The sequence below is a fragment of the Lysobacter sp. Soil_N_23 genome (assembly GCF_057656135.1).
On sequence record NZ_JBDGKY010000023.1, the window covers coordinates 1 to 25,100 of the forward strand.

A 25,100-nucleotide genomic window follows, 5' to 3' on the forward strand; every position below is an offset into this window, starting at 1 on the left:
ACATCCTGTCCGAATGCGGGGCGCGGGACATCCATGTCCCGCTGCGGAGCAATCCCCAGCCCGTCGAACGACGCTCCAGCAATTCGTTGCACGGTCTTCGGCGGCCCTCACCCCAACCCCTCTCCCGCAAGCGGGAGAGGGGCTAAAGAAACCCGTCATTCCCGCGAAGGCGGGAACCCAGGGACGTCGCTCGACGCGGCCACAAAAAAGGCCGCCCTGAGGCGGCCTTTCGGAATGCGTGTTGTCGCGCGGCTCAGATGCCGTCGAGGCGGCGCGCCTGCATGAACTTGCCGCTCCAGTAGCCGGTGTCCATGCTCGACACCTGGACGTCCTTGCCGCGGCTGGGTGCGTGCACGAAGCGGCCTTCGCCGACGTAGATGCCGACATGGTCGACGCGGCCGCGACGGCCGAAGAACACCAGGTCGCCGGCGCTGAGCTTGGCGCGGTCGGTGACCAGTTCGCCGCTCTTGGCCATTTCGCGCGAGACGCGCGGCAGGTCGATGCCCAAGGCGTTGCGGAACACGTAGCCGACCAGGCCACTGCAATCAAAGCCCTTGTTGGGATCGGTGCCGCCCCAGCGGTACGGGGTGCCGAGCAGGGCCATCGCGCGCTGCAGTACGGTGGCGATCTTGCCCTGTTGTGCCGGCGGCACGGACGCGGCGGCGTCTACGGCACCCGGGGCGAACAGGCGGTTGAGGTCGGTAGCCAGCAGCAGGGCGCGATCGGACAGGCCCATCGCTTCGGGCAGCATGGTGCTGGTGGCGGCGGCCGGCGCGTCGGCCGAATCGGCGGCCAGCGACGACGACGGCATCTGCTGGGCGAACGCCGGCGCGGCCAGTACGGCCAGCATGGCGGCGAGGAAGAATTGCACGCGCGCCCGGAAGGGGCGGCGGTAGGTTACGGCGGCTTGGCCGGGGCGGGGCGGGTTGAGCGTCACGCGGTCATCACGAAGTCGTCGACCCCGGGGATCATGCCTGCCAAACCCGTGGATTGGGTTTATTTTTCGTTAAAAAGTCATTAAGACGGCTGTGGATGGTCACAAATCATGCCACCGCTAAGTCCACGTCCCCGTTCAGGAAAGTTACTGAACTGCCTGGTTCAGCACACGCTTGGCGCCGCTGTAGTGGTCACGCCAGTAGCTGCCGTCCAGGGTGTCCAGGCGGACGGTTCCGCCGGTGCTGGGCGCATGCACGAAGCGGCCTTCGCCTACATATATGCCGACGTGGCTGACGTTGCCGCCCTGGCCAAAGAACACCAGGTCGCCGGCGGCGAGGCGGTCGGGGACGATCCGCGGGCCCTGGAAGCTGGCCAGGTCGCGCGAGGTGCGCGGCAGGCGCAGGTCGAGCATGTCGCGGTAGACATAATTGACCAGTCCGCTGCAGTCGAAGCCGCCTTCGGGCGTGTTGCCGCCGTACCGGTAGGGGGTGCCGACCAGGCTGATCGCCCGCATCAGCACCGCATTGGCGGCGACCGGGTCCTGGGGTTGCACCGCAGGCCACGAACGGGCCGGCGGTCGCGACTGGCGCACGGTCTGGTGGCCGCCACCGCAGGCGGCGAGGGCCAGGCACAGCAGCACGAGGGAAATGGTGCGCGCTCCGCGCAGTGGCGCGGGGGCGGTGTTGCCGGGATAATGCGGCGCTTTCGTCACGGCCATTAGCTTGGCCGTTCATGTTGCCGACGGTCAAGCCGTCGCTGCCCCCTGCTGCCGTGTCGGCGGCACATCATGCCGAGCTCCCTGCAATGAATATCGAGAAAGATCGCGTCGTCCTTTTCCACTACTCCGTTTCCGAGCAGGGCCAGGAGACGCTTGAAAGTTCGGAGGGCCGCGAGCCGCTGGCGATCCTGATCGGCCACGGCAACATCATCCCGGGCCTGGAGAAGGCGATGGAAGGCCATGTCGCCGGCGACAAGTTCGAAGTCGACGTCGCCGCGGTAGATGCCTATGGCGAGCGCCGCGAGGGTCTGACCCAGCGCGTGCCGAAGAAGCATTTCCAGGGTGCGCGCCTGGAGCCGGGCATGCAGGCGGTGCTGCCGACCAACTTCGGTCCGCGCGCTGTCACGATCCAGAAGGTCGGCATGAGCGTGGTCGACGTCGATCTCAACCATCCGATGGCCGGCAAGGATCTGCATTTCGCGATCGAAGTAGTGGAGGTGCGCGAGGCTTCGGCGGAAGAGGTCGAGCACGGTCATGTCCACGGTGAAGGTGGTCATCAGCACTGATCTGCTGAGTTCCCTTCAGCGAGAACCAACGGCCCGCGCAAGCGGGCCGTTTTCGTTTGCCCGTCGTCCCGGCGTACGCCGGGACCCAGGCCCGCACCACATCAGTTCCCGTCACCGTCGTCCCGGCGAACGCCGGGACCCAGGCCCGTACCCCAGCAGACACGTCACCGTCATCCCGGCGAACGCCGGGATCCATTTCGACTTTGCCCTTGCCCACCATGCGCATGCTTTAATCGGCGCTTCTCCTGGGGAGGGGTGCGTCGATGGCGGCAACTGGCTTGCACTGGGCGCGGGTAGTCGCGCTGGCTCTGGCAATGGGCGCAGTCGCGATCGCGAATGCCGCTCCGCCACAAGGCGCCTTGCCTGCCACTACAGCCACGGCCGCCGATGCAGTCGCGCCGCCACCGCCGCGCGCGGTCGATGCCGCCGACCTGTCGGCCTATGTCGATGGCGTCATCGAGGGCTACATGCGCCGCCTCGGCATCGCCGGCGTCACCGTTGCCGTGGTCGACCAGCAGGGGCCGCTGTTGCTGCGTGGCTACGGCATGGCCGCGCAGTCGCCGCATCGCGATGTCGATCCCGCGCGCACGCTGTTCCGCGTCGGGTCGGTATCCAAGACCTTCACCTACCTGGAAGCGCTCAAGCTCATCGACACCGGCAAGCTGTCGCTGGATGCGCCGGTCAACGATTACCTGCCGGCCGACCTGCGCCTGCCCGATGACGGCTATCCGCCGGTGCTGGTGCGCCACCTGCTCACCCACAGCGCCGGCTACGAGGACACCGCGCTCGGTCACCTGTTCGCCAGCGCGCCGGAGCGTTCGCTGAGCCTGCACGACTACCTGCTCAATCACCGCCCGGCGCGGGTGCGGGCGCCGGGCACGCACGCGGTCTACTCGAACTATTCGCTGGCGCTGCTCGGGGCCGTGCTGGCGCGCGTCAACGACGTGCCGTTCGAGACACTGGCCGAGCGCGACCTGTTCGAGCCGATGGGCATGCCGCTGACCACCTTCCGCGAGCCGCTCGGACAGGGCGACGCGCGCAGTGCCGATGCGCGCTTCCAGGGGCTGTGGTCACAGGGTTTCAAACGCGAAGGCGGCGGCTATACCAGCGAGCCGTTCGAGTACATCGCGCAGATCGCGCCGGCCGGCAGCGTCTCCAGCAACGCCGCCGACATGGCGCGCTATCTGACGATGCTGGTCAATCGCGGCCAACTCGACGGCCGTCAGATCGTCCCGGCCGCGGCCTTCGCGCGCCTGGAAGGCGAACCGCTGTTCCGCAACGCACCCGATGCCACCGGCTTCGCCTATGGCTTCTTCCGCAAGCGCTACGGCCAGGTGCAGAGCCTGGAGCACGGCGGGGCGACGTTGTATTTCCACTCCAACCTGGTGGCGGTGCCGGAACTGGGCTTCGGCGTGTTCGTCTCGACCAATACCGACAACGGCGCGCGACTCGCCGCGGAACTGCCGCAGTTGCTGCTGCAGCGCTACTTCCCGCGTGCCCGCGACGCCGAACTTCCGGCGCCGCCGAAGGACTTCGCCACGCGCGGCCTGGTCTACGCCGGCAAGTACCTGGGCGAACGCCGCCCGTTCCTGGGCTTCGAGAAGCTGCTGCTGGCCAGTGCCGCCACCGTCGCGGTCACGGATGACGGTTACCTGACCCTGACCAGCGGTGGCGAAAGCTCGCGCTGGGTCGAAGAGAAGCCGCATGTGTTCCGCGCCCTGCAGGGGCCGGGGCGCCTGGCCTTCCTCGTTGGCCAGGACGGTGCGATCACCGGTTTCGTCAGCCCCGGTGGGCACGACGTCTACGACCGCGCCGGCACGCTGGAGGATTCGCAACTGCTGATCGCACTGATCGTGCTGGCGGCGCTGACCGCGCTGGCGGTCATCACCGGCGCCTGGATGCGGCGCTGGAAGCGCCGCAACGGCGAGGCGATGGCGGCGATGCGCAGCGCGCAATGGCTGTACATCACCGCGGCGGCATGGCTGGTGCTGGCGGTGTTGCTGGCCGTCGCTGCCGTCGGCATCGTCCAGGGGGGCAATGCGTTGATGTTCAGCTACCCGGGCTTGCCGCTGCGGCTGGCGCTGTGGTGGGCGCTGCCGGTCATGCTGCTGACGGCGGTGTGCATCGTGCACCTGTGGCCGGCCTGGCGGGCACGCACCTGGGGCTTCTGGCGGAAGCTGCGGCACACCAGCGCCGTCGCGATCTTCGCCTTCGCCGCGGTGCTGATGTGGTCCTGGAACATGGTCGGCTGGAAACTCTGAGGAGATTGTCCGTGCTGCGTCTGCCCGCCGAGGCGGCTGCGCTGGCGCCAGTCGATGCGCGCCAACGTCTTCACACGCTCGATGTCCTGCGCGGGTTCGCGCTGTTCGGCATCGCGCTGATGAACGTCGAGTACTTCGGCCGGCCGCTGGCCGATGTCGGCACCGGCGTCGATCCGGCGCAGCGCGGAGTCGACTACGCCCTGTCGTGGCTGATCTACGTGTTCGTGCAGGGCAAGTTCTGGATCCTGTTCTCGCTGCTGTTCGGCATGGGCTTCGCGCTGATGGCCACGCGCGCGCAGGCGGCCGGCGGCGGTTTCTCGAAACTGTACGTGCGCCGCAGCCTTGGCCTGCTGGTCATCGGCCTGGTGCATGCGCTGGCGATCTGGGCCGGCGACATCCTCGTCACCTACGCCATCGGCGCGCTGCTGTTGTTGCTGTTCCGCGATGCATCGCCACAGAAGCAGGGGCGCCTGGGAGCGCTGCTGTACGGTGCGCCGGTGCTGGGCCTGCTGTTGATGTCAGCGGTCATGCTGGCCATGCAAGCAGCCGGGTCGAGCGCGGGTGACCACGTCGATGCCGCGCGGGACGCCGCCGAACAGGCCGCGCGTGCGGCGGAGATCGCGGCCTATTCCACCGGCTCGTGGTGGCAGGCGACCGTGGTCCGCGCGCGTTACCTGCTGGCCCACATCCCGGAAATGCTGGTGTTCGAGTGTTTCGCCCTCGGCATCTTCCTGATCGGTGCGTGGCTACTTCGCAGCGGCGCGATCGCCGACCCGGCCGCGCACGCGGTGCTGTACCGCCGCCTGCGTCGCTTCGCCCTTCCGGCCGGACTGGCGCTGGCCTTGCTGAGCGCGACGGTGACGGTGCACCTGGACTGGAAGGAAGACAGCGCGCGCGCGATGCTGGCGATGGCGGTGATGCTGGTCGCCAGTCCGCTGCTGAGCCTGGGTTACCTGGCGCTGGTCGTCGGCGCGCTGCAGACGGCCGTGGGTGCTCGCGTGCTCGGCCTGCTCGCACCCGCCGGCCGGATGGCACTCAGCAACTATCTGCTGCAGTCGCTGGTCGGTACCTGGCTGTTCCATGGCCATGGGCTGGGCCTGTGGGGCAGCGTGCCCCGGCGCTGGCAGGTCGCCGGCGTGGTGGTGGGATTCGCGCTGCAGGTGCTGCTCAGCCGGGCCTGGCTGGCGTACTTCCGTTACGGCCCGGCAGAGTGGCTCTGGCGGGCATGGACGTACGGGCGGTTTCCGCCAATGCGGGCGCGCTGAGCAACGCGCAGGGGCTGCAAACACAACGCGTTCAGAACACAACAATCGAGAAGACCTTCGTCTGATGGCCGAGCCCACCCGAACGACTAAACTTGCCTCCATGGAACAACGCGAAGATGTCCTGATCGTTGGCGCCGGCGTGATCGGCCTGGCCTGCGCCCTGGCCCTGCTGGAAACCGGTCGAAGCGTGCGCGTGATCGACGCCGGTCGCATCGGCGGCGGCAGCTCGCACGGCAATTGCGGCACGATCACGCCCAGTCATGCGCCGCCGCTGGCTGCGCCCGGTGTAGTGCTCAAGGCACTGCGCTGGATGTTGACCCCGGATGCGCCGCTGTACGTCCCGCCGCGCTTCGACCCGCGCCTGTGGTCATGGCTGTTGCGCTTCGCCCTGCGCTGCAACGAGCGCGACTGGCGCGCCAGCGCGGTGGCCAAGTCGGCGATCCTCAACGACTCGCGCGCGCGACTGGCGCAGTGGGTCGAGCAGTATTCGCTGGCGTGCGAGTTCGCCCCGTCCGGCGAGGACTACATCTTCCGCACCCAGGACTATTTCGAGCACACGCTCGAAGAGGTCGGTTTGCTGCGCGAACTGGGCGTCGCCGTCGATATCGTCGACGGCCGTGCCTACGAGGCGATCGAGCCGGCGCTCAAGCCCGGCCTGGCCGGCGCGATCCGCTTCAACGGCGATGCGGTGCTGCGTCCGGACCGCTACGTCGCCGAGCTGGCGCGCGTGGTCCGCGCGCGTGGCGGCAGCATCGTCGAGAACTGCGCATTCGTCGGCGCCGTGGCCGAGCAGGGCGGCGTGCGCGTGACCACCGGGCAGGGCCGGCTGCTGGCAGGCGAGGTGGTCATGGCGCTGGGCGCCTGGTCGGCGAAGCTGGCCGATGCCATCGGCGCGCCGGCACTGAAGCGGACCATGCAACCGGGCAAGGGCTACTCGATCACCTATTCATCGCCCGCTCTGGTGCCCAAACGCCCGCTCGTGCTGCGCGAACGCCAGGTCTGCGTGACGGCGTGGGGCAGCGGATACCGCCTGGGCAGCACCATGGAATTCAGCGGCTTTGACGACAGCCTCAATCCGCGCCGCCTGGCGGCGCTGGAGCGTGGCGCCGGCGAGTACCTGCACGAACCCGTCGGCGCGCAGAAGCAGGAACAGTGGTTCGGCTGGCGCCCGATGAGCTGCGACGACGTACCGATCATCGGCCCGGTGCCGGGGCGTGATCACATCTGGTTGGCGACCGGTCACGGCATGATGGGCGTCAGCATGAGCGCGGCGACCGGCCAACTGGTCGCCGACCTGATCGCCGGGCGTGATCCGGCGATCGATCCTGCGCCCTTCCGCATCGAGCGATTCGAATGAACACCCGGCCGGCCACCAGCGAATTCGACCTCATCGTGATCGGGGGCGGATCCGGTGGCCTGGCAGGCGCCTTCCGCGCCGCCGAACACGGCGCGCGCGTGGCGCTGCTCGAACCGCACCTGCTCGGCGGCACCTGCGTCAATGTCGGCTGCGTGCCGAAGAAGGCGATGTGGCTGGCCGCGGAGATGGCATCGAAGCTCAAGCTCGCGCCGACGCTGGGTTTTCCGGTGCAACCGGCAGCGCTGAACTGGCCCGAGTTCATCGTCCACCGCGAGCGCTACATCGAAGGCATCCACGCCAGCTACCGTCGCCGCCTGGACGCGGCCGGCATCGTGCTGGCGCCGATGCGCGCGCACCTGGTCGATGCGCGCACGGTCGAATGCGAGAACGGGACGCGGCTGCGGGCCCGCCACCTGCTGATCGCCACCGGCGGACGGCCGGAGCGACCGGAGATTCCCGGCGCCGATCTGGGGGTCGTGTCCGACGACTTCTTCCAGTGGCGCGCCGCGCCCGGGCGCGTGGCGATTGTCGGCGGCGGTTACATCGCAGTGGAACTGGCCGGGGTGCTGCAGGCGCTGTGCAGCCGGGTCGAGATGTACGTGCGCGGTTCGCACCTGCTCAGAGGGTTCGATCACGACGTGGTCGAGCAACTCACGGAGGACTATCGCCAGTCCGGCGTGCGCCTGCGCTTCGACCAGCGCCTGGTCGCGGTCGAGGCAGACAGCGGCGGCGTGCGCCTGCGCGGCGCCGATGGCAGCGCCAGCGATCGCTTCGATGCAGTGCTGTTCGCCACCGGGCGCCGTCCCAACAGCGAGCGCATGGGTCTGGAGGCCGTGGGTGTGGCCACCGATGCGGAAGGCTATATCGCAGTCAACGAGCGCCATGAAACGAGTGTCGAAGGCGTGTATGCCGTGGGCGACATCACCGCCAACGCGCAGCTGACACCGGTCGCGATTGCCGCCGCGCGTCGCCTGATGGACCGCGTCTACGGGGGCAGCCAGGCCGTGCTCGACCAGCGCGATATCCCGACCGTGGTGTTCTCGCATCCGCCGTTCGGCCAGGTCGGGTTGACCGAGGCCGATGCGCGCGCCGAGCACGGCAGCGAGGCCGTGCATGTCTATCGCGCCGCGTTCCGGCCGATGCTGTACGCGCTGGCCGACGTGCCGCAGCGCAGCCTGTTCAAGCTGGTCTGCGTGGGCGAGGAGCGCCGCGTGATCGGGATCCATCTGATGGGCGAGGCCGCCGACGAGATCCTGCAGGGCTTCGCCGTCGCCCTCAAGCGTGGCATCACCCTGCAGGACCTGCGCGAGACCGTGGCCATCCACCCGACCAGCGCCGAGGAAGTGGTGCTGATGCGCTGACTGTCGTCCCGAGCGAAGCGAGGGACCTGCTTTGCGCTGTTGAGTGCAGAAGCAGAAGCGGAAGCAGGTTCCTCACTGCGTTCGGAACGACAATTTCCCCGTTCGCAACGACAATGGGAAACGACAACGGGATACCGAGAATGAGCGCCGACATCTACACCCTGCATCGCGGCACCGCCCCGCTGCTGGTCAGCCTCCCGCACGATGGCAGCCATATTCCGCAGCCGCTGGCCGAGCGCATGACCGAGCGCGCACGCGTGGCACCGGACACCGACTGGCACGTGTCGATCCTCTACGATTTCGCCCGCGAACTGGGCGCGTCGGTGATCGTACCGCGGCATTCGCGCTACGTCGTCGACCTCAACCGTCCCCCCGACGACACCTCGCTGTACCCCGGCCAGAACACCACGGGCCTGTGCCCCGCAGTGCAGTTCACCGGCGAGCCGGTGTACCTGGAAGGCCAGGCGCCGTCGCCCGCGGAAATCGCACAGCGCGTGGACACCTACTGGCGCCCGTACCATGAGGCACTGCGCAGCGAGCTCGACCGCATCCACGGCGAGCACGGCCGCGTGGTGCTGTGGGAAGGGCACTCGATCCGTGGCAGCGACCTGCCGTTCCTGTTCGAAGGACGACTGCCCGACCTCAACCTGGGCACCTCCGCCGGCGCCAGCTGTTCGCCGGCGCTGCAGCACCGGCTCGAGTCGGTGCTGGCCGCGCAAGACGAATACGACTTCATCGTCAACGGGCGCTTCAAGGGCGGTTACATCACTCGCCACTATGGCGAGCCGGCGCGCGGCATCGACGCGGTGCAGATGGAGATCAGCCAGCGCAACTACATGGACGAGGACAGCTTTGCCTTTGATGCCGGCAAGGCCGCGCATCTGCGCAAGCTGCTGACGGCCCTGCTGCAGGCAACGCTGAAGCCATGAAGGCGGCGGCGTGACCGGCGCCGTCATGGTGCTGGCGCCGGCGCAGGCGCGCGCGCTGCATCTGGCCGCGCAGGGCCTGGGCGCGCGCCCGCGCGCACGGGCACGCAAGAGCGACCTGCTCGCGGCGATCGCGCGCATGCAGCTGCTGCAGATCGACACCATCCACGTCGTCGCACGCAGCCCGTACCTGGTGCTGTTCTCGCGCGTCGGCGCCTATCGCGCCGATTGGCTCGACGAACTGCTGGCGCAGCGCGCCATCTTCGAGACCTGGGCGCACGAGGCCTGTTTCGCGCCGGTCGGCGACTACACCCTGCTGCGCAGCGCGATCGAGCATCGCGAACATCACTGGGCGATCCGCAGCGCCCGCCGCCGCCACGCCGAGCACGGCGCCGACATCGCGCAGCTGCTCGCGCACGTGCGCGAGCGCGGTGCGGTCAAGGCGGCCGACTTCGAGCGCGAGGCCGGCAGCGGCAACGGCGGCGGCTGGTGGCAGTGGAAGAACGAAAAGCTGTGGCTGGAAGCTGCCTTCGCCCTCGGTGAGCTGATGGTGAGCCGGCGCGAGAACTTCCACCGCGTCTACGACCTCGCCGAGCGCGTCATCGGCCAGGTGCAGCCCGACTGGAACAGCGCCGCGGTGCCCACCGGGCTGGCGCGGCGCGAGCTGCTGCTCAAGTCAGTGCGTGCGCTCGGCATCACCCAGGCGCGCTGGATCGCCGACTACTACCGCCTGCGACCGCGCCTGCGCGACGCCGACCTGGACGATCTGGTGGAGGAGGGCGCGCTGCTGCGCGTCGAGGTGCGCGGTTGGGCGGCGCCGGGCTACGTCCATCCGGAACTGGCGCCGCAACTGGCACGGGCTGCAGCCGGCCGCCTGCGCCCCACCCATGCCACGCTGCTGTCGCCGTTCGACCCGGTGGTCTGGGATCGCGAACGCGCCAGCGAGTTCTTCGGCTTCGACTACACGCTGGAGTGCTACACGCCCGAGCCCAAGCGTCGCTACGGCTACTTCGTGCTGCCGATCCTGGTCGGCAACCGCCTCGTCGGCCGACTGGACGCCAAGGCGCATCGGCGCGAGGGCGTGTTCGAGGTCAAGGCGCTGTACCTGGAGGACGGCATCGTCGCCGACGATGCGCTGGCGCAATCCGTGGCCCGCGCGATCGACGACTGTGCGCGCTGGCACGCGACGCCGCGGGTCACGCTGGGGCGCTGTCGCCCCGCCCCGTTCGCGCGGATGCTGAGGGCGCAGCTCGCCGCGATGCGCTGAAGCGCACCGCGCCGCGCCGAGTCCCGCGCTATTTCGCAGTGGCGGCCGAAGCCGTGCCCGCACCCGGACCGATGTTCTGGTTGAGGAAGGCCTCGATGCGCCGGTATACCTCGGCGCGGTTTTCCGGCTTGTAGAAGCCATGGCCTTCGCCCTTGACCACCATCGTGTCGACCTTGACGCCGGCCTTGCGGAAGCCGGCGACCATCGCGTCGAACTGTTCCATGGGCACGCGCCGGTCGACGGCGCCCTGGAACAGCATGACCGGCACCTTGATCTTGTCGGCATGGCGCGACGGCGAGTTGGCCGCCAGTTCCACCGGATCGGTGCCCAGTGCCTGGTCGAGATAGTCGCGGCCCTGTTCGCTGCTGCGCACGTCGCCGACCTTCTTCATCAGCGCCAGGTCATAGACGCCGATCGAGCCGATCGCGCAGCGGTACAGGTCCGGATAGCGGATCGGATTCATCAGCGCGGCGTAACCGCCGAAGCTGGCGCCGTAGGTGCAGATGCGGTCAGGCTCGGCGAGCTTGCTGTCGATGGCCCAACGCACGCCGTCGGCGATGTCGTCCATCATCGTGCCGCCCCATTGGCGGTAACCGGCGTACTCGAAGGTGTCACCACGGCCACCGGAGCCGCGGAAGTTCACCTGCAGCACGGCATAACCACGGCTGGCGAGGAACTGCACGTCGCTGTCGTAGCTCCACGTGTCATAGGGCCCATGCGGACCGCCGTGCGGCATCACCACCATTGCCTGCGGGCCCTTGCCGCCCGAAGGTGGCGTGTAGAAGCCATGCAGGGTCATGCCGTCGCGCGTCTTGAAGCTGACGGGCGTCACTGACGCCATGCGCTCGGGCTTGATCCACGGCTCGACCTCGTTGACCAGCTGGATCTTGCCGGCCTTGCGATCGAAGACGTAGTAGCCGCCCGGATTGCGGTCGCTGTAGGTCCTGAACAGGACCTTGTCGTTGTCGTGGCTGAAGTCGTACATCGACACCAGCTCGCCCGGGAACGCTTTCATCAGACCGGCGTGCAGGCGCGCCCACTCCGACGACGGATCCAGGTACTGGATCGTCGGCGCCGCAGCGTTGTAGTAGACGCCGAAGGGCGCGCCGCGGTGCCCGGCGTACAGCAGGCCGGCAATGTCGATGTCATCGCGGCCGGCCACGCGCGTGCGGGTTCCGCTGGCCAGGCTGACCCGGTAGAGCTGGGCCGGTTCGCCCTTGTCGGAGATCAGCGCGTAGGCGGTGTCGTCGTCATCGGCCACGTAGGACAGGGACATCGAGCGCCCGGCCAGGCTCGCCGGCACGGCAGTCCATTCCTTGTCGGTCGGTCGCGGTCGATAGAACAGGTCCGGCTTCTGCATGCCGGGCCGGGTCACGATGCGCAGGCGGGCACGCGACCTGCTGTCGAACTGGAAGCTTGCCGCTTCCTCCGAAAACTCCACCTGACGGCGTTCGCCGGTGACGGTGTCGACGCGGAAAATAGTGGTTGGCTGGTACTCGTCGTCATGGCGCGTGCGCCAGGCAGTGAAGTCGACCATGGCGATGCCGGGTTCGCTTTCCACCAGGTCGGCGATCTCGGCCCAGCCCTGGTCCTTGCGCCGTCCACCGACGACGCCGTCGTCGGGGATGTAGGCGAACAGGATTTCCTGGTTCTTGCCATCGATGTCGGTGGCGACCAGCTCGCCCTGGCTGATCGGCCGCGCCCGTAGCGGTTCCATGTTCGCGCGCGACACGACCACACGGGTCGGGCTGGTCCAGATGATGTTGTTGACGTGCTGGCGCTTGCCGAAGCGAAGGGCCTGGGTCTTGCCGCTGCCGTCGAGCGGAACGATCAACAGCTGGGTTTCATTGCCGTCGTCGACCGGCACGGACATCGCGACGTTGCGCCCGTCGGGTGACAACGCCACTTCCTGGACTTCGACGTGGCGCGCGAAGTCCTCCACCGGAACCACTTGCGCCGCTGCCACGACAGGCAGCATCCATACGAAACCGGCGATTAGCCGGCGACTGACTCGGTGCATCCGTTGGCCTCCCCAAGGCCTGGCGATTGCCCAAGCATATCGCCTGCGACGCACCTGTAGGAGCGAGCTTGCTCGCGATATTGCGTCACCTCTGCGGGCACGCCTGGTCGCGAGCAAGCTCGCTCCTACAGCGAGCAGGCCAGCGGGTCAGACCTCCAGCGTCGCCAGGTCGCCCTTGGTTTCCAGCCATTGCTTGCGGTCGCCGGCGCGCTTCTTGGCCAGCAGCATGTCCATCAGCGAGTGGGTTTCGGTGTTGTCGTCGACGGTCAGCTGAACCAGGCGGCGGGTGTCTGGATGGATGGTCGACTCGCGCAACTGCGAGGGATTCATCTCGCCCAGGCCCTTGAAGCGGGTGGTGTTGACCTGGCCGCTGAAGCCCTTCTTGCGGTCGCCCTTCTCGCGCTCGATCTTCTCCAGCAGGATCCGCTTTTCTTCCTCGTCCAGCGCATAGAACACCTGCTTGCCCACGTCGACGCGGAACAGCGGCGGCATCGCCACGAACACATGCCCGGCCGAGACCAGCGACGGGAAATGCTTGAGGAACAGCGCCGTCAGCAGGGTGGCGATGTGCAGGCCGTCGGAGTCGGCGTCGGCGAGGATGATGACCTTGCCGTAGCGCAGGCCCGACAGGTCGTCCTTGCCCGGGTCGCAGCCAATCGCAACGGCCAGGTCGTGCACTTCCTGCGAGGCCAGCACGCTGCCGGAGGCGACTTCCCAGGTGTTGAGGATCTTGCCGCGCAGCGGCAGGATCGCCTGGAAGTCCTTGTCGCGGGCCTGGCGCGCGCTGCCGCCGGCCGAGTCGCCTTCCACCAGGAACAGCTCGGTACGCGACAGGTCCTGGCTGCTGCAGTCGGCCAGCTTGCCGGGCAGGGCGGGGCCCTGGGTGACCTTCTTGCGGACGACCTGCTTCTCGGTCTTCAGGCGCGCGCTGGCGCGTTCGATCGCCAGTTGCGCGATCCGCTCGCCCATCTCGGTGTGCTGGTTGAGCCACAGCGAGAACGCGTCGTGCGCGGCGCCCTCGACGAAGCCGGCGGCCTGGCGCGACGACAGCCGCTCCTTGGTCTGGCCGCTGAACTGCGGGTCGGTCAGCTTGATGCTGAGCACGAAGGCGACGCGATCCCAGACGTCTTCCGGCGCCAGCTTGACGCCGCGCGGCAGCAGGTTGCGGAAGTCGCAGAACTCGCGCAGTGCATCGGTGAAGCCGGTGCGCAGACCGTTGACGTGGGTGCCGTGCTGCGCGGTCGGGATCAGGTTGACGTAGCTCTCCTGCACCAGCTCGCCTTCCGGGACCCACGCCACCGCCCAGTCGGCGGTCTCGGTGTCCTTGCTGAGCTTGCCGACGAACAGGTCCGGAGGCAGCAATTCGCGGTCGCTGAGTTCGCCGCGCAGGTAATCGCGCAGGCCGTCCTCGTAGTACCACTCGTTGCGCTCGTCGCTGGCTTCATCAAACAGGCGGACCGTCAGGCCCGGGCACAGCACGGCCTTGGCGCGCAGCAGGTGGCGCAGCGAGCGCAGGTTGAACTTGGCCGTGTCGAAATACTTCGGGTCGGGCCAGAAGTGCACGCGCGTGCCGGTGTTCTTCTTGCCGACGGTGCCGATCACTTCCAGCGGCGTGGCGCGATCGCCGTCCTTGAAGGTCATGCGGTATTCGTTGCCGTCGCGCTTGATGCGCACGTCGACCAGGGTCGACAGGGCATTGACCACGCTCACGCCGACGCCGTGCAGGCCGCCGGAGAAGGTGTAGTTCTTGTTGCTGAACTTGCCGCCGGCGTGCAGGCGCGTGAGGATCAGTTCCACGCCCGGGATCTTCTCCTCGGGGTGGATGTCCACCGGCATGCCGCGGCCGTCGTCGCCGACCGAGCAGCTGCCGTCGCTGTGCAGGGTGACCTCGATGAAGCGGGCGTGGCCGGCCAGGGCCTCGTCGACCGCGTTGTCGATGACTTCCTGCGCCAGATGGTTCGGGCGCGTGGTGTCGGTGTACATGCCGGGGCGGCGCTTGACCGGATCCAGCCCGGACAGGACTTCGATATCAGCTGCGTTGTAACGGGAACTCATTCGGGGCTACGACAGCGGGGGCAGGAGCGGGGATGGTCTGCGCGTAGCGCCGGAAATTCAACCGCGCTGTCCGGCGCACGGGGTGCGCCCTTGAAGCGTCAGGGTTCCGGCCGCATCTTTGCGAGGCACGGCGACCCTGCCGGGGCAACTTCGCGCAGGCCGTTCAGTCCCGGCTACGGAAGCCGCCGCTAGGGTCGCCCGGTCGTCAACCGCGCGTCCCGTGACGCGTTATGCAATATGGATGGCGCTGTCGCTACTGTTCCCCAGGAGGTCTTACGCATGAATACCCGCAAGCTACTGCTCCCGAGCCTGATCGCCGCGATGCTGGCGTCGCCGCTGGCATTCGCGCAGCAGCAGGACGCCCAGGCCGACGCCAAGGCCAAGGAACAGGCCGCGCAGGCCCAGAAGGCCGACGCAGCGCAGTCCGGCAAGGCCGACAAGGCCGGCAAGAGCCAGAGCGACGCCAACAAGGGCAAGAACGACAAGTCCAAGTCCCGCCCCGAGGTCGAACCCGAGGAAGAGGACGACCGCTGAGTCTTCTGGCTCAACAGGTTTGACCCGCGACGCCCCGGCTTGCCGGGGCGTCGCTGTTTCTGGGCGCGCGCGGCGCATCTGAACGGCCCTGCGGAGCCCGGACGGCTCGCCGGAAACCGGCGCAGCCTGTAGACTATGGCTTTCCAGCGGTAGCAAAACCATGACTCCCCTGATTTTCGTCACCGGCGGCGTGGTGTCCTCGCTTGGCAAGGGCATTGCGGCAGCCTCGCTGGCGGCCATCCTCGAAGCACGCGGCCTGCGCGTGACGATGATGAAGCTAGACCCCTACATCAACGTCGATCCGGGCACGATGAGCCCGTTCCAGCACGGTGAGGTGTACGTCACCGACGACGGCGCCGAGACCGACCTGGACCTGGGCCACTACGAGCGCTACCTGCGCAACCGGCTCAGCCGCAAGAACTCGATCACCACCGGTCGCATCTACGACAACGTGATCCGCAAGGAGCGCCGCGGCGACTACCTGGGCGGCACCGTGCAGGTGATCCCGCACATCACCGACGAGATCAAGCGCTGCATCATCGAGGCCACCGAGGGCTTCGACGTGGCCCTGGTCGAGGTCGGCGGCACGGTCGGCGACATCGAGTCGCTGCCGTTCCTTGAAGCCATCCGCCAGATCCGAAGCGAGCGCGGCTCGGAAGGCGCGTTGTTCATGCACCTGACCCTGGTGCCGTACATCGCCGCCGCCGGCGAGCTCAAGACCAAGCCGACCCAGCATTCGGTCAAGGAACTGCGTTCGATCGGCATCCAGCCCGACGTGCTGCTGTGCCGCAGCGAGCAGCCGCTGCCCGACAGCGAGCGCCGCAAGATCGCGCTGTTCACCAACGTCCCCGAGCGCGCCGTCATTTCGGCCGTCGACCTGGACAACATCTACAAGATGCCGCGCCGCTTCCACGAGGAAGGCCTGGACGCGATCGTGCTCGACCGCCTGCGCATCAAGGCCGGCCCGGCCGACCTGAGCGAATGGGACGAAGTCGTCGATGCCAGCGAGCATCCGGTCGACGAGGTCCGCATCGCCGTGGTCGGCAAGTACATCGATCACCAGGATGCGTACAAGTCGCTGGCCGAGGCGCTCAAGCACGGCGGCCTGCGCCAGCGCACCAAGGTCAAGCTGAAGTGGCTGGAATCGAGCGAGATCGAGGAGCAGGGCGTCGCCTCGCTCAAGGACGTCGACGGCATCCTCGTGCCGGGCGGCTTCGGCGACCGCGGCTTCGAAGGCAAGGTGCTCACCGCCAAGTTCGCGCGCGAGGCCGGCGTGCCGTACTTCGGCATCTGCTACGGCATGCAGGCGGCGGTGGTCGACGTCGCCCGCCACCTGGGCGGCCTGGACGGCGCCAACAGCACCGAGAACGACAAGGCCAGCCCGCATCCGGTGATCGGCCTGATCACCGAGTGGCGCACCGCCACCGGCGAGATCGAGCGCCGCAGCGAGGACAGCGACCTGGGCGGCACCATGCGCCTGGGCCTGCAGGAGCAGCGCCTGAAGCCGGCGACGCTGGCGCGCGAGGTCTACGGCAAGGACGTGGTCGCCGAGCGTCATCGCCACCGCTACGAGTTCAACAACCGCTACCGCACCCAGCTCGAGGACGCCGGCCTGGTGATCTCGGCCAAGTCGATGGACGACCTGCTGGTGGAGATGATCGAGCTGCCGCGCGACAAGCACCCGTGGTTCCTGGCCTGCCAGGCGCACCCGGAGTTCCTGTCGACACCGCGCGACGGGCATCCGTTGTTCATCGGGTTCGTGCGCGCTGCGCGCGAGCACAAGGCGCAGGCCGGCGGCAGGCTGCTGAAGGAAGCCACCGCGTGACGGCTGCGGCCGCACCCAACCCGTCGTCCCGGCGAAAGCCGGGACCCACCTTGACGTTGTCTCCGTTCGTCATTCCCGCGAAGGCGGGAACCCAGTGCCTTCGCCGTAGTGATTCCAAGGCAACCGCAAAATGGGTCCCGGCTTCCGCCGGGATGACGGCAACCAGGAGTGATGCATGAAGCTTTGCGGATTCGAAGCCGGTCTCGACCAGCCTTTCTTCCTGATCGCCGGCCCGTGCGTGATCGAGTCGATGCAACTGCAGCTCGACGTTGCCGGCAAGCTCAAGGAAATCACCTCCGAGCTGGGCATCAACTTCATCTTCAAGTCGAGCTTCGACAAGGCCAACCGCACCTCCGGCACCAGCTTCCGCGGCCCCGGCCTGGAAGAGGGCCTGAAGGTGCTGGCCGAAGTGAAGAAGCAGATCGGCGTGCCCGTGCTGACCGACGTGCACGAGTACACGCCGATGAACGAGGTCGCCAGCGTCGTCGACGTGCTGCAGACCCCGGCGTTCCTGTGCCGCCAGACCGACTTCATCCAGAACGTCGCCCGCACCGGCCTGCCGGTGAACATCAAGAAGGGCCAGTTCCTCTCGCCGTGGGAGATGAAGCACGTCACCAACAAGGCCAAGGCCACCGGCAACGAGCTGATCATGGCCTGCGAGCGCGGCGCCAGCTTCGGCTACAACAACCTGGTCTCGGACATGCGCTCGCTGAGCGTGATGCGCGACACCGGCTGCCCGGTGGTGTTCGACGCGACCCATTCGGTGCAGCTGCCCGGCGGCGCCGACGGCAAGAGCGGCGGCCAGCGCGAGTTCGTGCCGGTGCTGGCGCGCGCGGCGATGGCGGTCGGCATTGCCGGCATCTTCATGGAGACCCATCCGGTGCCGGACGAGGCCCTGTCCGACGGCCCCAACGCCTGGCCGCTGCCGAAGATGCGCGCGCTGCTGGAGACGCTCAAGCAGCTCGACGAGATCACCAAGCGCAACGGTTTCCTGGAATCCGACGCCTGATCATGCCGGGCGCAGCCGTCCCCTGTGACGTCCCCTGCGACCCCGGCCTGGCGCCGCGACCGCGCGGCGCCGCCCCAACTCGGCTATCGTCCCCGGCTGGCGCCATTCCGGCCCCCCATTCCCATTGACCACACCTTCGACGACATGACCACGACCATCGCCAAAGTCCACGCCCGCGAGATCCTCGACAGCCGCGGCAATCCCACGCTCGAAGCCGAGGTCACCCTGGCCGACGGCAGCTTCGGTCGCGCGATGGTGCCGTCCGGCGCCTCCACTGGCACCAAGGAAGCGGTCGAGCTGCGCGACGGCGACAAGACCCGCTACCTGGGCAAGGGCGTGCGCAAGGCGGTCGAGAACGTCAACGGCGCCATTGCCACCGCGCTGGCCGGTTTCGACGGCGCCGACCAGGCTGGCCTCGACCGCCGCCTGATCGACCTCGACGGCACCGAGAACAAGGGCCGCCTGGGCGCCAACGCGCTGCTCGGCGTGTCGCTGGCCAACGCCCATGCCATGGCCGCCTCGAAGAAGCTGCCGCTGTGGAAGTACCTGGCCGGTGGCCGCGAGGCCGTGCTGCCGGTGCCGATGATGAACATCATCAACGGCGGCGCGCATGCCGACAACAACGTCGACCTGCAGGAGTTCATGATCCTGCCGGTGGGCGTGGACAACTTCGCCGAAGCGCTGCGCGCCGGCACCGAGGTGTTCCATGCGCTCAAGTCGGTGCTCAAGGGCCGCGGCCTGAGCACGGCGGTGGGCGACGAGGGCGGTTTCGCTCCGGATCTTCGCAGCAATGAGGAAGCGCTGGAAACCATCCTCGAAGCGATCGGCAAGGCCGGCTACAAGGCCGGCGAAGACATCCTGCTCGGCCTCGACGTCGCCTCCAGCGAGTTCTTCGAGAACGGCAAGTACAACCTCACCGGCGAAGGCAAGCGCCTGACCAGCGAGCAGTTCGTCGACTTCCTCGCCAACTGGGCCGCGCAGTACCCGATTATCACCATCGAAGACGGCATGGCCGAAAACGACTGGGCCGGCTGGAAGCTGCTGACCGAGCGCATCGGCAACAAGGTGCAACTGGTCGGCGACGACCTGTTCGTGACCAACCCGAAGATTTTCCAGGAAGGCATCGACAAGGGCGTGGCCAACGCCATCCTGATCAAGGTCAACCAGATCGGCACGCTGACCGAGACCCTCGAAGCGATCGCGATGGCCGACGCCAACCGCTACGCCTCGATCGTCTCGCACCGCTCGGGCGAAACCGAGGACACCACCATCGCCGACATCTCGGTGGCCACCACCGCGACCCAGATCAAGACCGGCTCGCTGTGCCGCAGCGACCGCGTCGCCAAGTACAACCAGCTGCTGCGCATCGAAGAGCAACTGGGTGCCGCGGCGAAGTACGCCGGCCGCGACGCCTTCATCTCGCTCAAGCGCTGAGTCCGGAGACCGGGCGCATGCGCTGGTTGCGACTGCTGCTGGTGGCATTGGCCGGATTGCTGGTGTTTTTCCAGTACCGGCTGTGGGTGGGCGAGGGCGGCAGCCGTTCGGTCGCCCGCCTGCAGCAGCAGGTGCAGCAGCAGGCACACGAGAACCAGGGCATGCAGCAGCGCAACGACGCCCTCGCCGCCGAAGTCGAGGACCTCAAGTCCGGCGAGGCGGCGGTCGAGGAGCGCGCACGCAGCGAGCTGGGCATGATCAAGCCGGGCGAAACCTTCTACCGCGTGGTCGAGCCGGAAGGCGCGGCGCCGGCGCCGGAAGAAGGCGCCGAGCCGAAGAACGAGTGACGCACCCCACCGTCACCGTCACCGTCATCCCGGCGAACGCCGGGAACCAGTGGAGGAGCCTCAGGCTGTCGTGGGCGGCAAGGTTGAAGGCCTGGGTCCCGGCGTTCGCCGGGACGACGATCGGGTGGGAGTGTCGATGAGGACCGTGACGAAGTGATCTGGGCCGTGATTCCCGCAGCAGGCCGTGGCTCGCGCTTTGGCGGCGAGGTGCCCAAGCAGTACCTCGAGATCGAAGGCCGGCCGCTGATCGCGCATGCGCTCGACGCGTTGCTTGGCCATTCGCAGATTGCCGGTGCGATGGTTGCGCTGTCGCAGGACGACGTCCTGTGGCCCGGCTGGAGCGAAATGCACGGCAAGCCGGTACTGCGCTGTGTCGGCGGTGGCGAGCGCGCCGATTCGGTGCTGGCGGCGTTGCGCGCGCTTCCGTCCGACGTGGACGACGATTCGCTGGTGCTGGTGCACGATGCCGCGCGGCCAAACCTGTGCCGCGACGACCTCGATCATCTGATCGCCATCGCCGGTTCCCGTGCCGACGGTGCGATCCTGGCAGCGCCGGTTCGCGACACGCTCAAGCGCGCCGACGGCGCTGTCCAGATCGCCGCGACCGAGCCGCGAGAGCGCTTGTGGCGTGCGTTCACGCCGCAGGCGTTCCGGCGCGGCGCGCTGACACATGCGCTGGAGCAGGCGAGGGTGGCCGGCATCGTCGTCACCGACGAAGCGATGGCAATGGAGCGCCTCGGCGCCCATCCGGCGCTGGTCGAAGGACGCGAGGACAACCTCAAGGTGACCACGCCGGCGGACCTGGCGTTGGCGCGGTATCTGATTTCCCATCGAGGTTGAGGGCGCGGTTGCCCTCACCCCAACCCGCACCCCGGCCCGAGCGCATAGCGCTCGGGCGTTCGGGGCCACGCGAGCCAATGGCTCGCAAGCAGTGTCCCCTCACCCCGCAAGCGGGAGAGGGGCTTAACGGCAGAACAGCATCCATGAACATCCGCATCGGCCAGGGTTTCGACGTCCACGCTTTCGGCGACGGCGACCACGTCATGCTCGGCGGCGTGCGTGTGCCGCACGAGCGCGGCATCGTCGCCCACTCCGACGGCGACGTGGTCATCCACGCGCTGTGCGACGCGATGCTCGGTGCACTGGCGCTGGGCGACATCGGTCAGCACTTCCCGCCGAGCGATCCGCAGTGGAAAGGCGCCGACAGTCGCGCCTTCCTGCGGCATTGCCAGGCCCTCATCGGCGAGCGCGGCTGGCAACTGGGCAATGCCGACATCACCGTGATCTGCGAACGCCCCAAGGTCGGTCCGCATGCATCGGCGATGCGGCAGCTGCTGGCAGGCGATCTTGGCCTGGCGGAGGACGCGGTCAGCATCAAGGCAACGACCACCGAGAAGCTCGGCTTCACCGGCCGCGGCGAAGGCATCGCGGCGATGGCGGTCTGCCTGCTGGTGCGCGCGTGAGCGCGCAGGAGCCGACGCTGCCGCGTGCGCACGGCCCGTCCGTGCTCAGCGCCAACATGCGCACCACGCTCGAGGACTTCCTGGTCGAGGAGCTCCCGGGCTTCGAGCCCAGCGGCAGCGGCGAGCACCTGCTGCTGACCATCGAAAAGCGCGGCATGAACACCGCCTTCGCCGCCCGCCGCATCGCCGAATGGGCGGGCGTGGGCGAGGTCGCGATCGGCTATGCCGGCCTCAAGGACCGCAGCGCCGTGACCCGGCAGCGTTTCAGCGTCCATCTGCCCAAGCGCGTGGCGCCGGACCTGGCGACCCTGGAAACCGGCGACGACAACGAGCACCTGCGCGTGCTCGAGCACACCTGGCATGCGCGCAAGCTGCCGCGCGGCGCGCTGGCCGGCAACCGCTTCGTGCTGGTCCTGCGCGAAGTGGCCGGCGAGCGCGAGGCGATCGAATCGCGCCTGCAGGCGATTGCCGCGCGTGGTGTGCCCAACTACTTCGGCGAGCAGCGCTTCGGTCGCGATGGCGACAACGTCGCCAATGCCATGGCGATGTTCGGCGGCCGACGCGTGCGCCGCGAACAACGCACGCTGTTGCTGTCGGCGGCGCGCTCGGAGCTGTTCAATCGCGTCCTGGCGGCGCGGGTCGAAGCAGGCAGCTGGGACCGGGCGCTGGACGGCGAGGTATGGATGCTCGATGGCAGCCGCAGCGTGTTCGGCCCTGAGGCCTTCAGCGACGAACTTGCACAGCGTCTGGCCGCGTTCGATATCCATCCCAGCGGACCGTTGTGGGGGCGTGGTGAGCTGCGCAGCCAGGACGCGGCTGCCGAACTGGAACAGCGGGCGTTGTCTGGCGACGATGCGCTGGCGTTGCGCGCCGGGCTCGAGGCCGAAGGTCTCAAGCAGGAGCGCAGGGCGCTGCGCCTGAAACCGGACGACCTGTCGTGGCAGTGGCTCGACGGCGATGCACTGCAGTTGGCTTTCAAGCTGCCACCGGGCACCTATGCCACCGTGGTGCTGGCCGAACTGGGCGACGTGCGAGCACTCGGCCGCAGCGGCTGAACGGGCTTTTCCGACCGTTCGTCGGAAAGCATCTGCTGGCACTGGTGTGGCTGTTGCGCCGGCGTATAAGCCGAAATCGTACAGGGCGTGAAGTCCTGTGCCGTCGTACTCGTCGGGTACGGCGCCTCACGTCATGGAGATGTCGTCATGAACGCATCGCTACGCATGGTCGTGTTGGTATCGGTCTGTGGCCTGGCTGCCTGCGCCGGCATGGAAAGCAAGAGCACCTATGTGCCCGAGCAGAAAGCACCGTCGATCATGGACGACGACGAGGCCTACATCGCCTATGTCGAGCGCGTTGCCCGCCGCCGTGGTCTCGATGTGGTCTGGGTGAACATGCCGCGCAAGACGGCCGAGCAGGTCACGCAGGAAAGCGGACAGTAAAACCACTGCAGCGTCCCGGCTGCCGGGCTCAGGACGAGCGCAGGCGACGGGGCGCCAGCAGCACCAGCACCGCTCCGGTGCCTCCCTGCGCGGGCGGCGCGGAGTGGAATGCCAGGACGTCCGCGCGCTGGCGCAGCATGCGGTCGACCAGGTTCTTCAGCACCGGCATGCCGCTGCTTGCGATCGTGGCGGCGCCGTGCAACCCCTTGCCGTGGACCACGCGCACGCAGCCCACGCCGTGCAGGCGAGCGTCGTGCAGGAATGCGCGCAGCAGCAGTTCGGCCTCGCGCGTGTCCGCGCCATGCAGGTCGAGCTCCTCCTGTACCGAGATCTCGCCGCGCTTGAGCTTGAGCAGCAGCCGCGGCGAGACTTCGTCGCGGCGATAGGACAGGGCGTCGCCGGCATCGAGCAGGCTTTCGTCCAGGGCATGGCGGAACTGCTCGCGAGCCTGGGCTTCATCGCGCTCGGCCATGCGGGCCCGTGGCCGCGGTTTGGGCGTCGCCGGTGGCGGCGCGGTGTCGCGCAGCCGCCTGACCGGACCGATCGCGGCGCGGAACAGCTCGGCGTCGTCGTCTGCGGGGTCGTCAGCCATGGCGACAGTCTAGGACAACCCACGTAGGAGCGAGCTTGCTCGCGATGGCCCGGCCGGTCGCGAGCAAGCTCGCTCCTACGCTGGGCGGCCGGGGGCGAGGGTCTGCAATCCCCATCGGCTATCATGGGTGCCGAAGGGTCCGGCAAGCGCATGCAGCAAGCGCCCGAACCCGTCACAAGCCCACGTTCCAAGGTTCGATCAAGGGAGTTCATGCGAGTTCTGGTCAGCAACGACGACGGCGTCGACGCCCCCGGTATCCGCGTCCTCGCCGAAGGCCTGCGCGCCGCCGGCCATGAGGTGCTGGTGGTCGCCCCTGATCGGGACCGCTCCGGCGCCAGCAATTCGCTCACCCTGGATGCGCCCGTGCGCGTCCAGCGGCTCGACGAGACGACGTGGCGCGTCTACGGCACGCCCACCGACTGCGTGCATGTGGCCATCACCGGCATGCTCGAGGTCGAGCCGGACCTCGTCGTGTCGGGCATCAACAACACCGCCAACCTTGGCGACGACGTGATCTATTCCGGCACGGTCGCCGCGGCCATGGAAGGGCGCTTCCTCGGCCTGCCGGCAGTGGCGATGTCACTGCAGACGGTCGACCACACCGGTCGCCATTACGAAACCGCCGCGCGCGCGGCAGTGGAGATCATCGCGCGCCTGCGCGTGGATCCGCTGCCGGCCGACACCATCCTCAACGTCAACGTTCCCGACCTGCCCTGGGACGAGGTCCGTGGCTTCGAAGTCACCCGCCTGGGCAACCGCCATCGCGCCGAGGCGTGCATCCCGCAGCGCGATCCGCGCGGTCGCGAGTGGTGGTGGATCGGGGCTGCCGGCCAGGAACAGGATGCCGGCCCCGGCACCGACTTCCATGCGCTGCGCACCGGCAACATCTCGATCACGCCGATCCATGTCGACCTGACCCGCTACCAGGCGCTGGACCAGGTCGCCAGCTGGGTCGATGGTCTGGCGGTGTCGCTCGACCGTGGCACCGTTCGCCCAGACACGTTCCCCAGGAACCGGGAGCACAGCGCATGACGTTGCGCATGCGCCTGCAGCCCGAGGCGATCGGTTCGGGCATGACCTCGCAGCGGGTCCGCGACCGCCTGGTCGAGCGCCTGCGCGAGAACGGCATCCGCGACGAACGCGTGCTCAACGCGATCCGCACCGTGCCGCGCCATCTGTTCGTCGACGAGGCGCTGGCCACGCGTGCCTACGAGGACACGGCACTGCCGATCGGCCACGGCCAGACCATCTCGCAGCCGTGGGTGGTGGCGAAGATGACCGAGGCTGTGCTCGAGGCCGAGCCGAAGAAAGTGCTGGAGATCGGCACCGGCTCGGGCTACCAGGCGGCCGTGCTGGCCGCGCTGGGCCTGGAAGTACACACGGTGGAGCGCATCGGCGAGCTGCTGCGCACCGCGCGCAAGCGTTTCCGCCAGCTCGGCATGAACATCCGCAGCAAGCACGACGACGGTCGCATCGGCTGGCCCGAGAACGGCCCGTTCGATTCGATCATCGTCACAGCGGCTGCGCCGGCACTGGTCGAATCCTTGACGGCGCAGCTGGCCCCGGGTGGCACGCTGATCGCGCCGGTCGGCGGCGCGTCGTCGCAATCGCTGTTGAAGTTGCACAAGGACGCCGAAGGCGTCGTCACCCAACACACGCTGGCTCCGGTCGTATTCGTGCCGCTGCTGTCAGGGATGATCGATTGAACACCGCAGGGACCGACAC

The 25,100-nt window shown here is 68.2% G+C and carries 23 protein-coding genes; 18 read left to right on the top strand and 5 right to left on the bottom strand.

Annotated features, from left to right (window positions below; genetic code table 11):
- Nucleotides 1-253 precede the first annotated feature (253 nt).
- Nucleotides 254-850 carry a C40 family peptidase gene (locus AC3A3X_RS15075; protein ID WP_487583840.1) on the bottom strand — a complete coding sequence of 199 codons (597 nt, stop codon included), beginning with the start codon at nt 848-850 and terminating at the stop codon, nt 254-256.
- 231 nt (nt 851-1,081) lie between these two features.
- Nucleotides 1,082-1,654 carry a C40 family peptidase gene (locus AC3A3X_RS15080; RefSeq protein ID WP_487583841.1) on the bottom strand — a complete coding sequence of 191 codons (573 nt, stop codon included), beginning with the start codon at nt 1,652-1,654 and terminating at the stop codon, nt 1,082-1,084.
- 86 nt (nt 1,655-1,740) lie between these two features.
- Between AC3A3X_RS15080 and AC3A3X_RS15085 the strand changes: the two genes are divergently transcribed.
- From AC3A3X_RS15085 to AC3A3X_RS15115, 7 genes are all read left to right on the top strand, one after another.
- Nucleotides 1,741-2,220, top strand: a complete 480-nt coding sequence (locus AC3A3X_RS15085; RefSeq protein WP_487583842.1) for an FKBP-type peptidyl-prolyl cis-trans isomerase — start codon at nt 1,741-1,743, stop codon at nt 2,218-2,220.
- A gap of 263 nt (nt 2,221-2,483) precedes the next feature.
- Nucleotides 2,484-4,481, top strand: coding sequence for a serine hydrolase domain-containing protein (locus tag AC3A3X_RS15090; RefSeq protein ID WP_487583843.1), 1,998 nt, complete (start codon nt 2,484-2,486; stop codon nt 4,479-4,481).
- A 20-nt stretch (nt 4,482-4,501) separates the two neighbouring features.
- Nucleotides 4,502-5,746, top strand: coding sequence for a DUF418 domain-containing protein (locus tag AC3A3X_RS15095; protein WP_487583888.1), 1,245 nt, complete (start codon nt 4,502-4,504; stop codon nt 5,744-5,746).
- A 100-nt stretch (nt 5,747-5,846) separates the two neighbouring features.
- Nucleotides 5,847-7,103 carry an NAD(P)/FAD-dependent oxidoreductase gene (locus AC3A3X_RS15100; RefSeq protein ID WP_487583844.1) on the top strand — a complete coding sequence of 419 codons (1,257 nt, stop codon included), beginning with the start codon at nt 5,847-5,849 and terminating at the stop codon, nt 7,101-7,103.
- Entirely contained in the window at nt 7,100-8,464 is a 1,365-nt protein-coding gene (gene gorA / locus AC3A3X_RS15105; RefSeq protein ID WP_487583845.1) for a glutathione-disulfide reductase, read from the top strand. Before AC3A3X_RS15100 ends, gorA begins: the two co-directional genes overlap by 4 nt.
- A 140-nt stretch (nt 8,465-8,604) precedes the next feature.
- Nucleotides 8,605-9,393 (top strand): N-formylglutamate deformylase, encoded by a 789-nt coding sequence (hutG, locus tag AC3A3X_RS15110; RefSeq protein WP_487583846.1) that lies wholly within the window; start codon nt 8,605-8,607, stop codon nt 9,391-9,393.
- A 10-nt stretch (nt 9,394-9,403) separates the two neighbouring features.
- Nucleotides 9,404-10,657, top strand: a complete 1,254-nt coding sequence (locus tag AC3A3X_RS15115) for a winged helix-turn-helix domain-containing protein (protein WP_487583847.1) — start codon at nt 9,404-9,406, stop codon at nt 10,655-10,657.
- A gap of 28 nt (nt 10,658-10,685) precedes the next feature.
- On the opposite strand, the gene AC3A3X_RS15120 is transcribed toward AC3A3X_RS15115, so the two are convergent.
- Together AC3A3X_RS15120 and parE are read right to left on the bottom strand one after the other, a co-directional pair.
- Nucleotides 10,686-12,677: an alpha/beta hydrolase family protein gene (locus AC3A3X_RS15120; protein WP_487583848.1), complete on the bottom strand. Its 1,992-nt coding sequence runs from the start codon at nt 12,675-12,677 to the stop codon at nt 10,686-10,688.
- A gap of 147 nt (nt 12,678-12,824) precedes the next feature.
- Nucleotides 12,825-14,732: a DNA topoisomerase IV subunit B gene (gene parE / locus AC3A3X_RS15125; protein WP_487583849.1), complete on the bottom strand. Its 1,908-nt coding sequence runs from the start codon at nt 14,730-14,732 to the stop codon at nt 12,825-12,827.
- 279 nt (nt 14,733-15,011) lie between these two features.
- Here parE and AC3A3X_RS15130 point away from each other — a divergent pair, with 279 nt between their 5' ends.
- The 9 genes from AC3A3X_RS15130 to AC3A3X_RS15170 all read left to right on the top strand — a co-directional run bounded on the left by AC3A3X_RS15130 (nt 15,012) and on the right by AC3A3X_RS15170 (nt 22,783).
- Nucleotides 15,012-15,266 carry a hypothetical protein gene (locus AC3A3X_RS15130; protein WP_487583850.1) on the top strand — a complete coding sequence of 85 codons (255 nt, stop codon included), beginning with the start codon at nt 15,012-15,014 and terminating at the stop codon, nt 15,264-15,266.
- Between the two features lie 160 nt (nt 15,267-15,426).
- Nucleotides 15,427-17,091 carry a CTP synthase gene (gene pyrG / locus AC3A3X_RS15135; RefSeq protein ID WP_487583851.1) on the top strand — a complete coding sequence of 555 codons (1,665 nt, stop codon included), beginning with the start codon at nt 15,427-15,429 and terminating at the stop codon, nt 17,089-17,091.
- Nucleotides 17,092-17,266: 175 nt separating this feature from the next.
- Nucleotides 17,267-18,100, top strand: coding sequence for a 3-deoxy-8-phosphooctulonate synthase (kdsA, locus tag AC3A3X_RS15140; RefSeq protein ID WP_241918813.1), 834 nt, complete (start codon nt 17,267-17,269; stop codon nt 18,098-18,100).
- Between the two features lie 144 nt (nt 18,101-18,244).
- Complete coding sequence (eno, locus tag AC3A3X_RS15145; RefSeq protein WP_487583852.1) at nt 18,245-19,534, top strand: phosphopyruvate hydratase; 1,290 nt, start codon at nt 18,245-18,247, stop codon at nt 19,532-19,534.
- A gap of 17 nt (nt 19,535-19,551) precedes the next feature.
- Complete coding sequence (gene ftsB / locus AC3A3X_RS15150; RefSeq protein ID WP_487583853.1) at nt 19,552-19,881, top strand: cell division protein FtsB; 330 nt, start codon at nt 19,552-19,554, stop codon at nt 19,879-19,881.
- Nucleotides 19,882-20,034: 153 nt separating this feature from the next.
- A complete protein-coding gene (ispD, locus tag AC3A3X_RS15155; protein ID WP_487583854.1) occupies nt 20,035-20,721 on the top strand; it encodes a 2-C-methyl-D-erythritol 4-phosphate cytidylyltransferase in 687 nt (228 codons plus the stop codon).
- 143 nt (nt 20,722-20,864) lie between these two features.
- On the top strand, nt 20,865-21,344 hold the full coding sequence (ispF, locus tag AC3A3X_RS15160) for a 2-C-methyl-D-erythritol 2,4-cyclodiphosphate synthase (protein ID WP_487583855.1): 480 nt from the start codon (nt 20,865-20,867) through the stop codon (nt 21,342-21,344).
- On the top strand, nt 21,341-22,399 hold the full coding sequence (truD, locus tag AC3A3X_RS15165) for a tRNA pseudouridine(13) synthase TruD (RefSeq protein WP_487583856.1): 1,059 nt from the start codon (nt 21,341-21,343) through the stop codon (nt 22,397-22,399). The genes ispF and truD overlap by 4 nt, the downstream gene beginning before the upstream one ends.
- 147 nt (nt 22,400-22,546) lie before the next feature.
- Entirely contained in the window at nt 22,547-22,783 is a 237-nt protein-coding gene (locus tag AC3A3X_RS15170) for a hypothetical protein (protein WP_487583857.1), read from the top strand.
- A gap of 28 nt (nt 22,784-22,811) precedes the next feature.
- On the opposite strand, the gene AC3A3X_RS15175 is transcribed toward AC3A3X_RS15170, so the two are convergent.
- Nucleotides 22,812-23,375, bottom strand: coding sequence for a Smr/MutS family protein (locus tag AC3A3X_RS15175; RefSeq protein WP_487583858.1), 564 nt, complete (start codon nt 23,373-23,375; stop codon nt 22,812-22,814).
- Nucleotides 23,376-23,585: 210 nt separating this feature from the next.
- On the opposite strand from AC3A3X_RS15175, the gene surE reads away from it, so the two are divergent.
- Nucleotides 23,586-24,407, top strand: coding sequence for a 5'/3'-nucleotidase SurE (gene surE, locus AC3A3X_RS15180; protein WP_487583859.1), 822 nt, complete (start codon nt 23,586-23,588; stop codon nt 24,405-24,407).
- On the top strand, nt 24,404-25,081 hold the full coding sequence (locus tag AC3A3X_RS15185) for a protein-L-isoaspartate(D-aspartate) O-methyltransferase (protein WP_487583860.1): 678 nt from the start codon (nt 24,404-24,406) through the stop codon (nt 25,079-25,081). Before surE ends, AC3A3X_RS15185 begins: the two co-directional genes overlap by 4 nt.
- Nucleotides 25,082-25,100 lie beyond the last annotated feature (19 nt).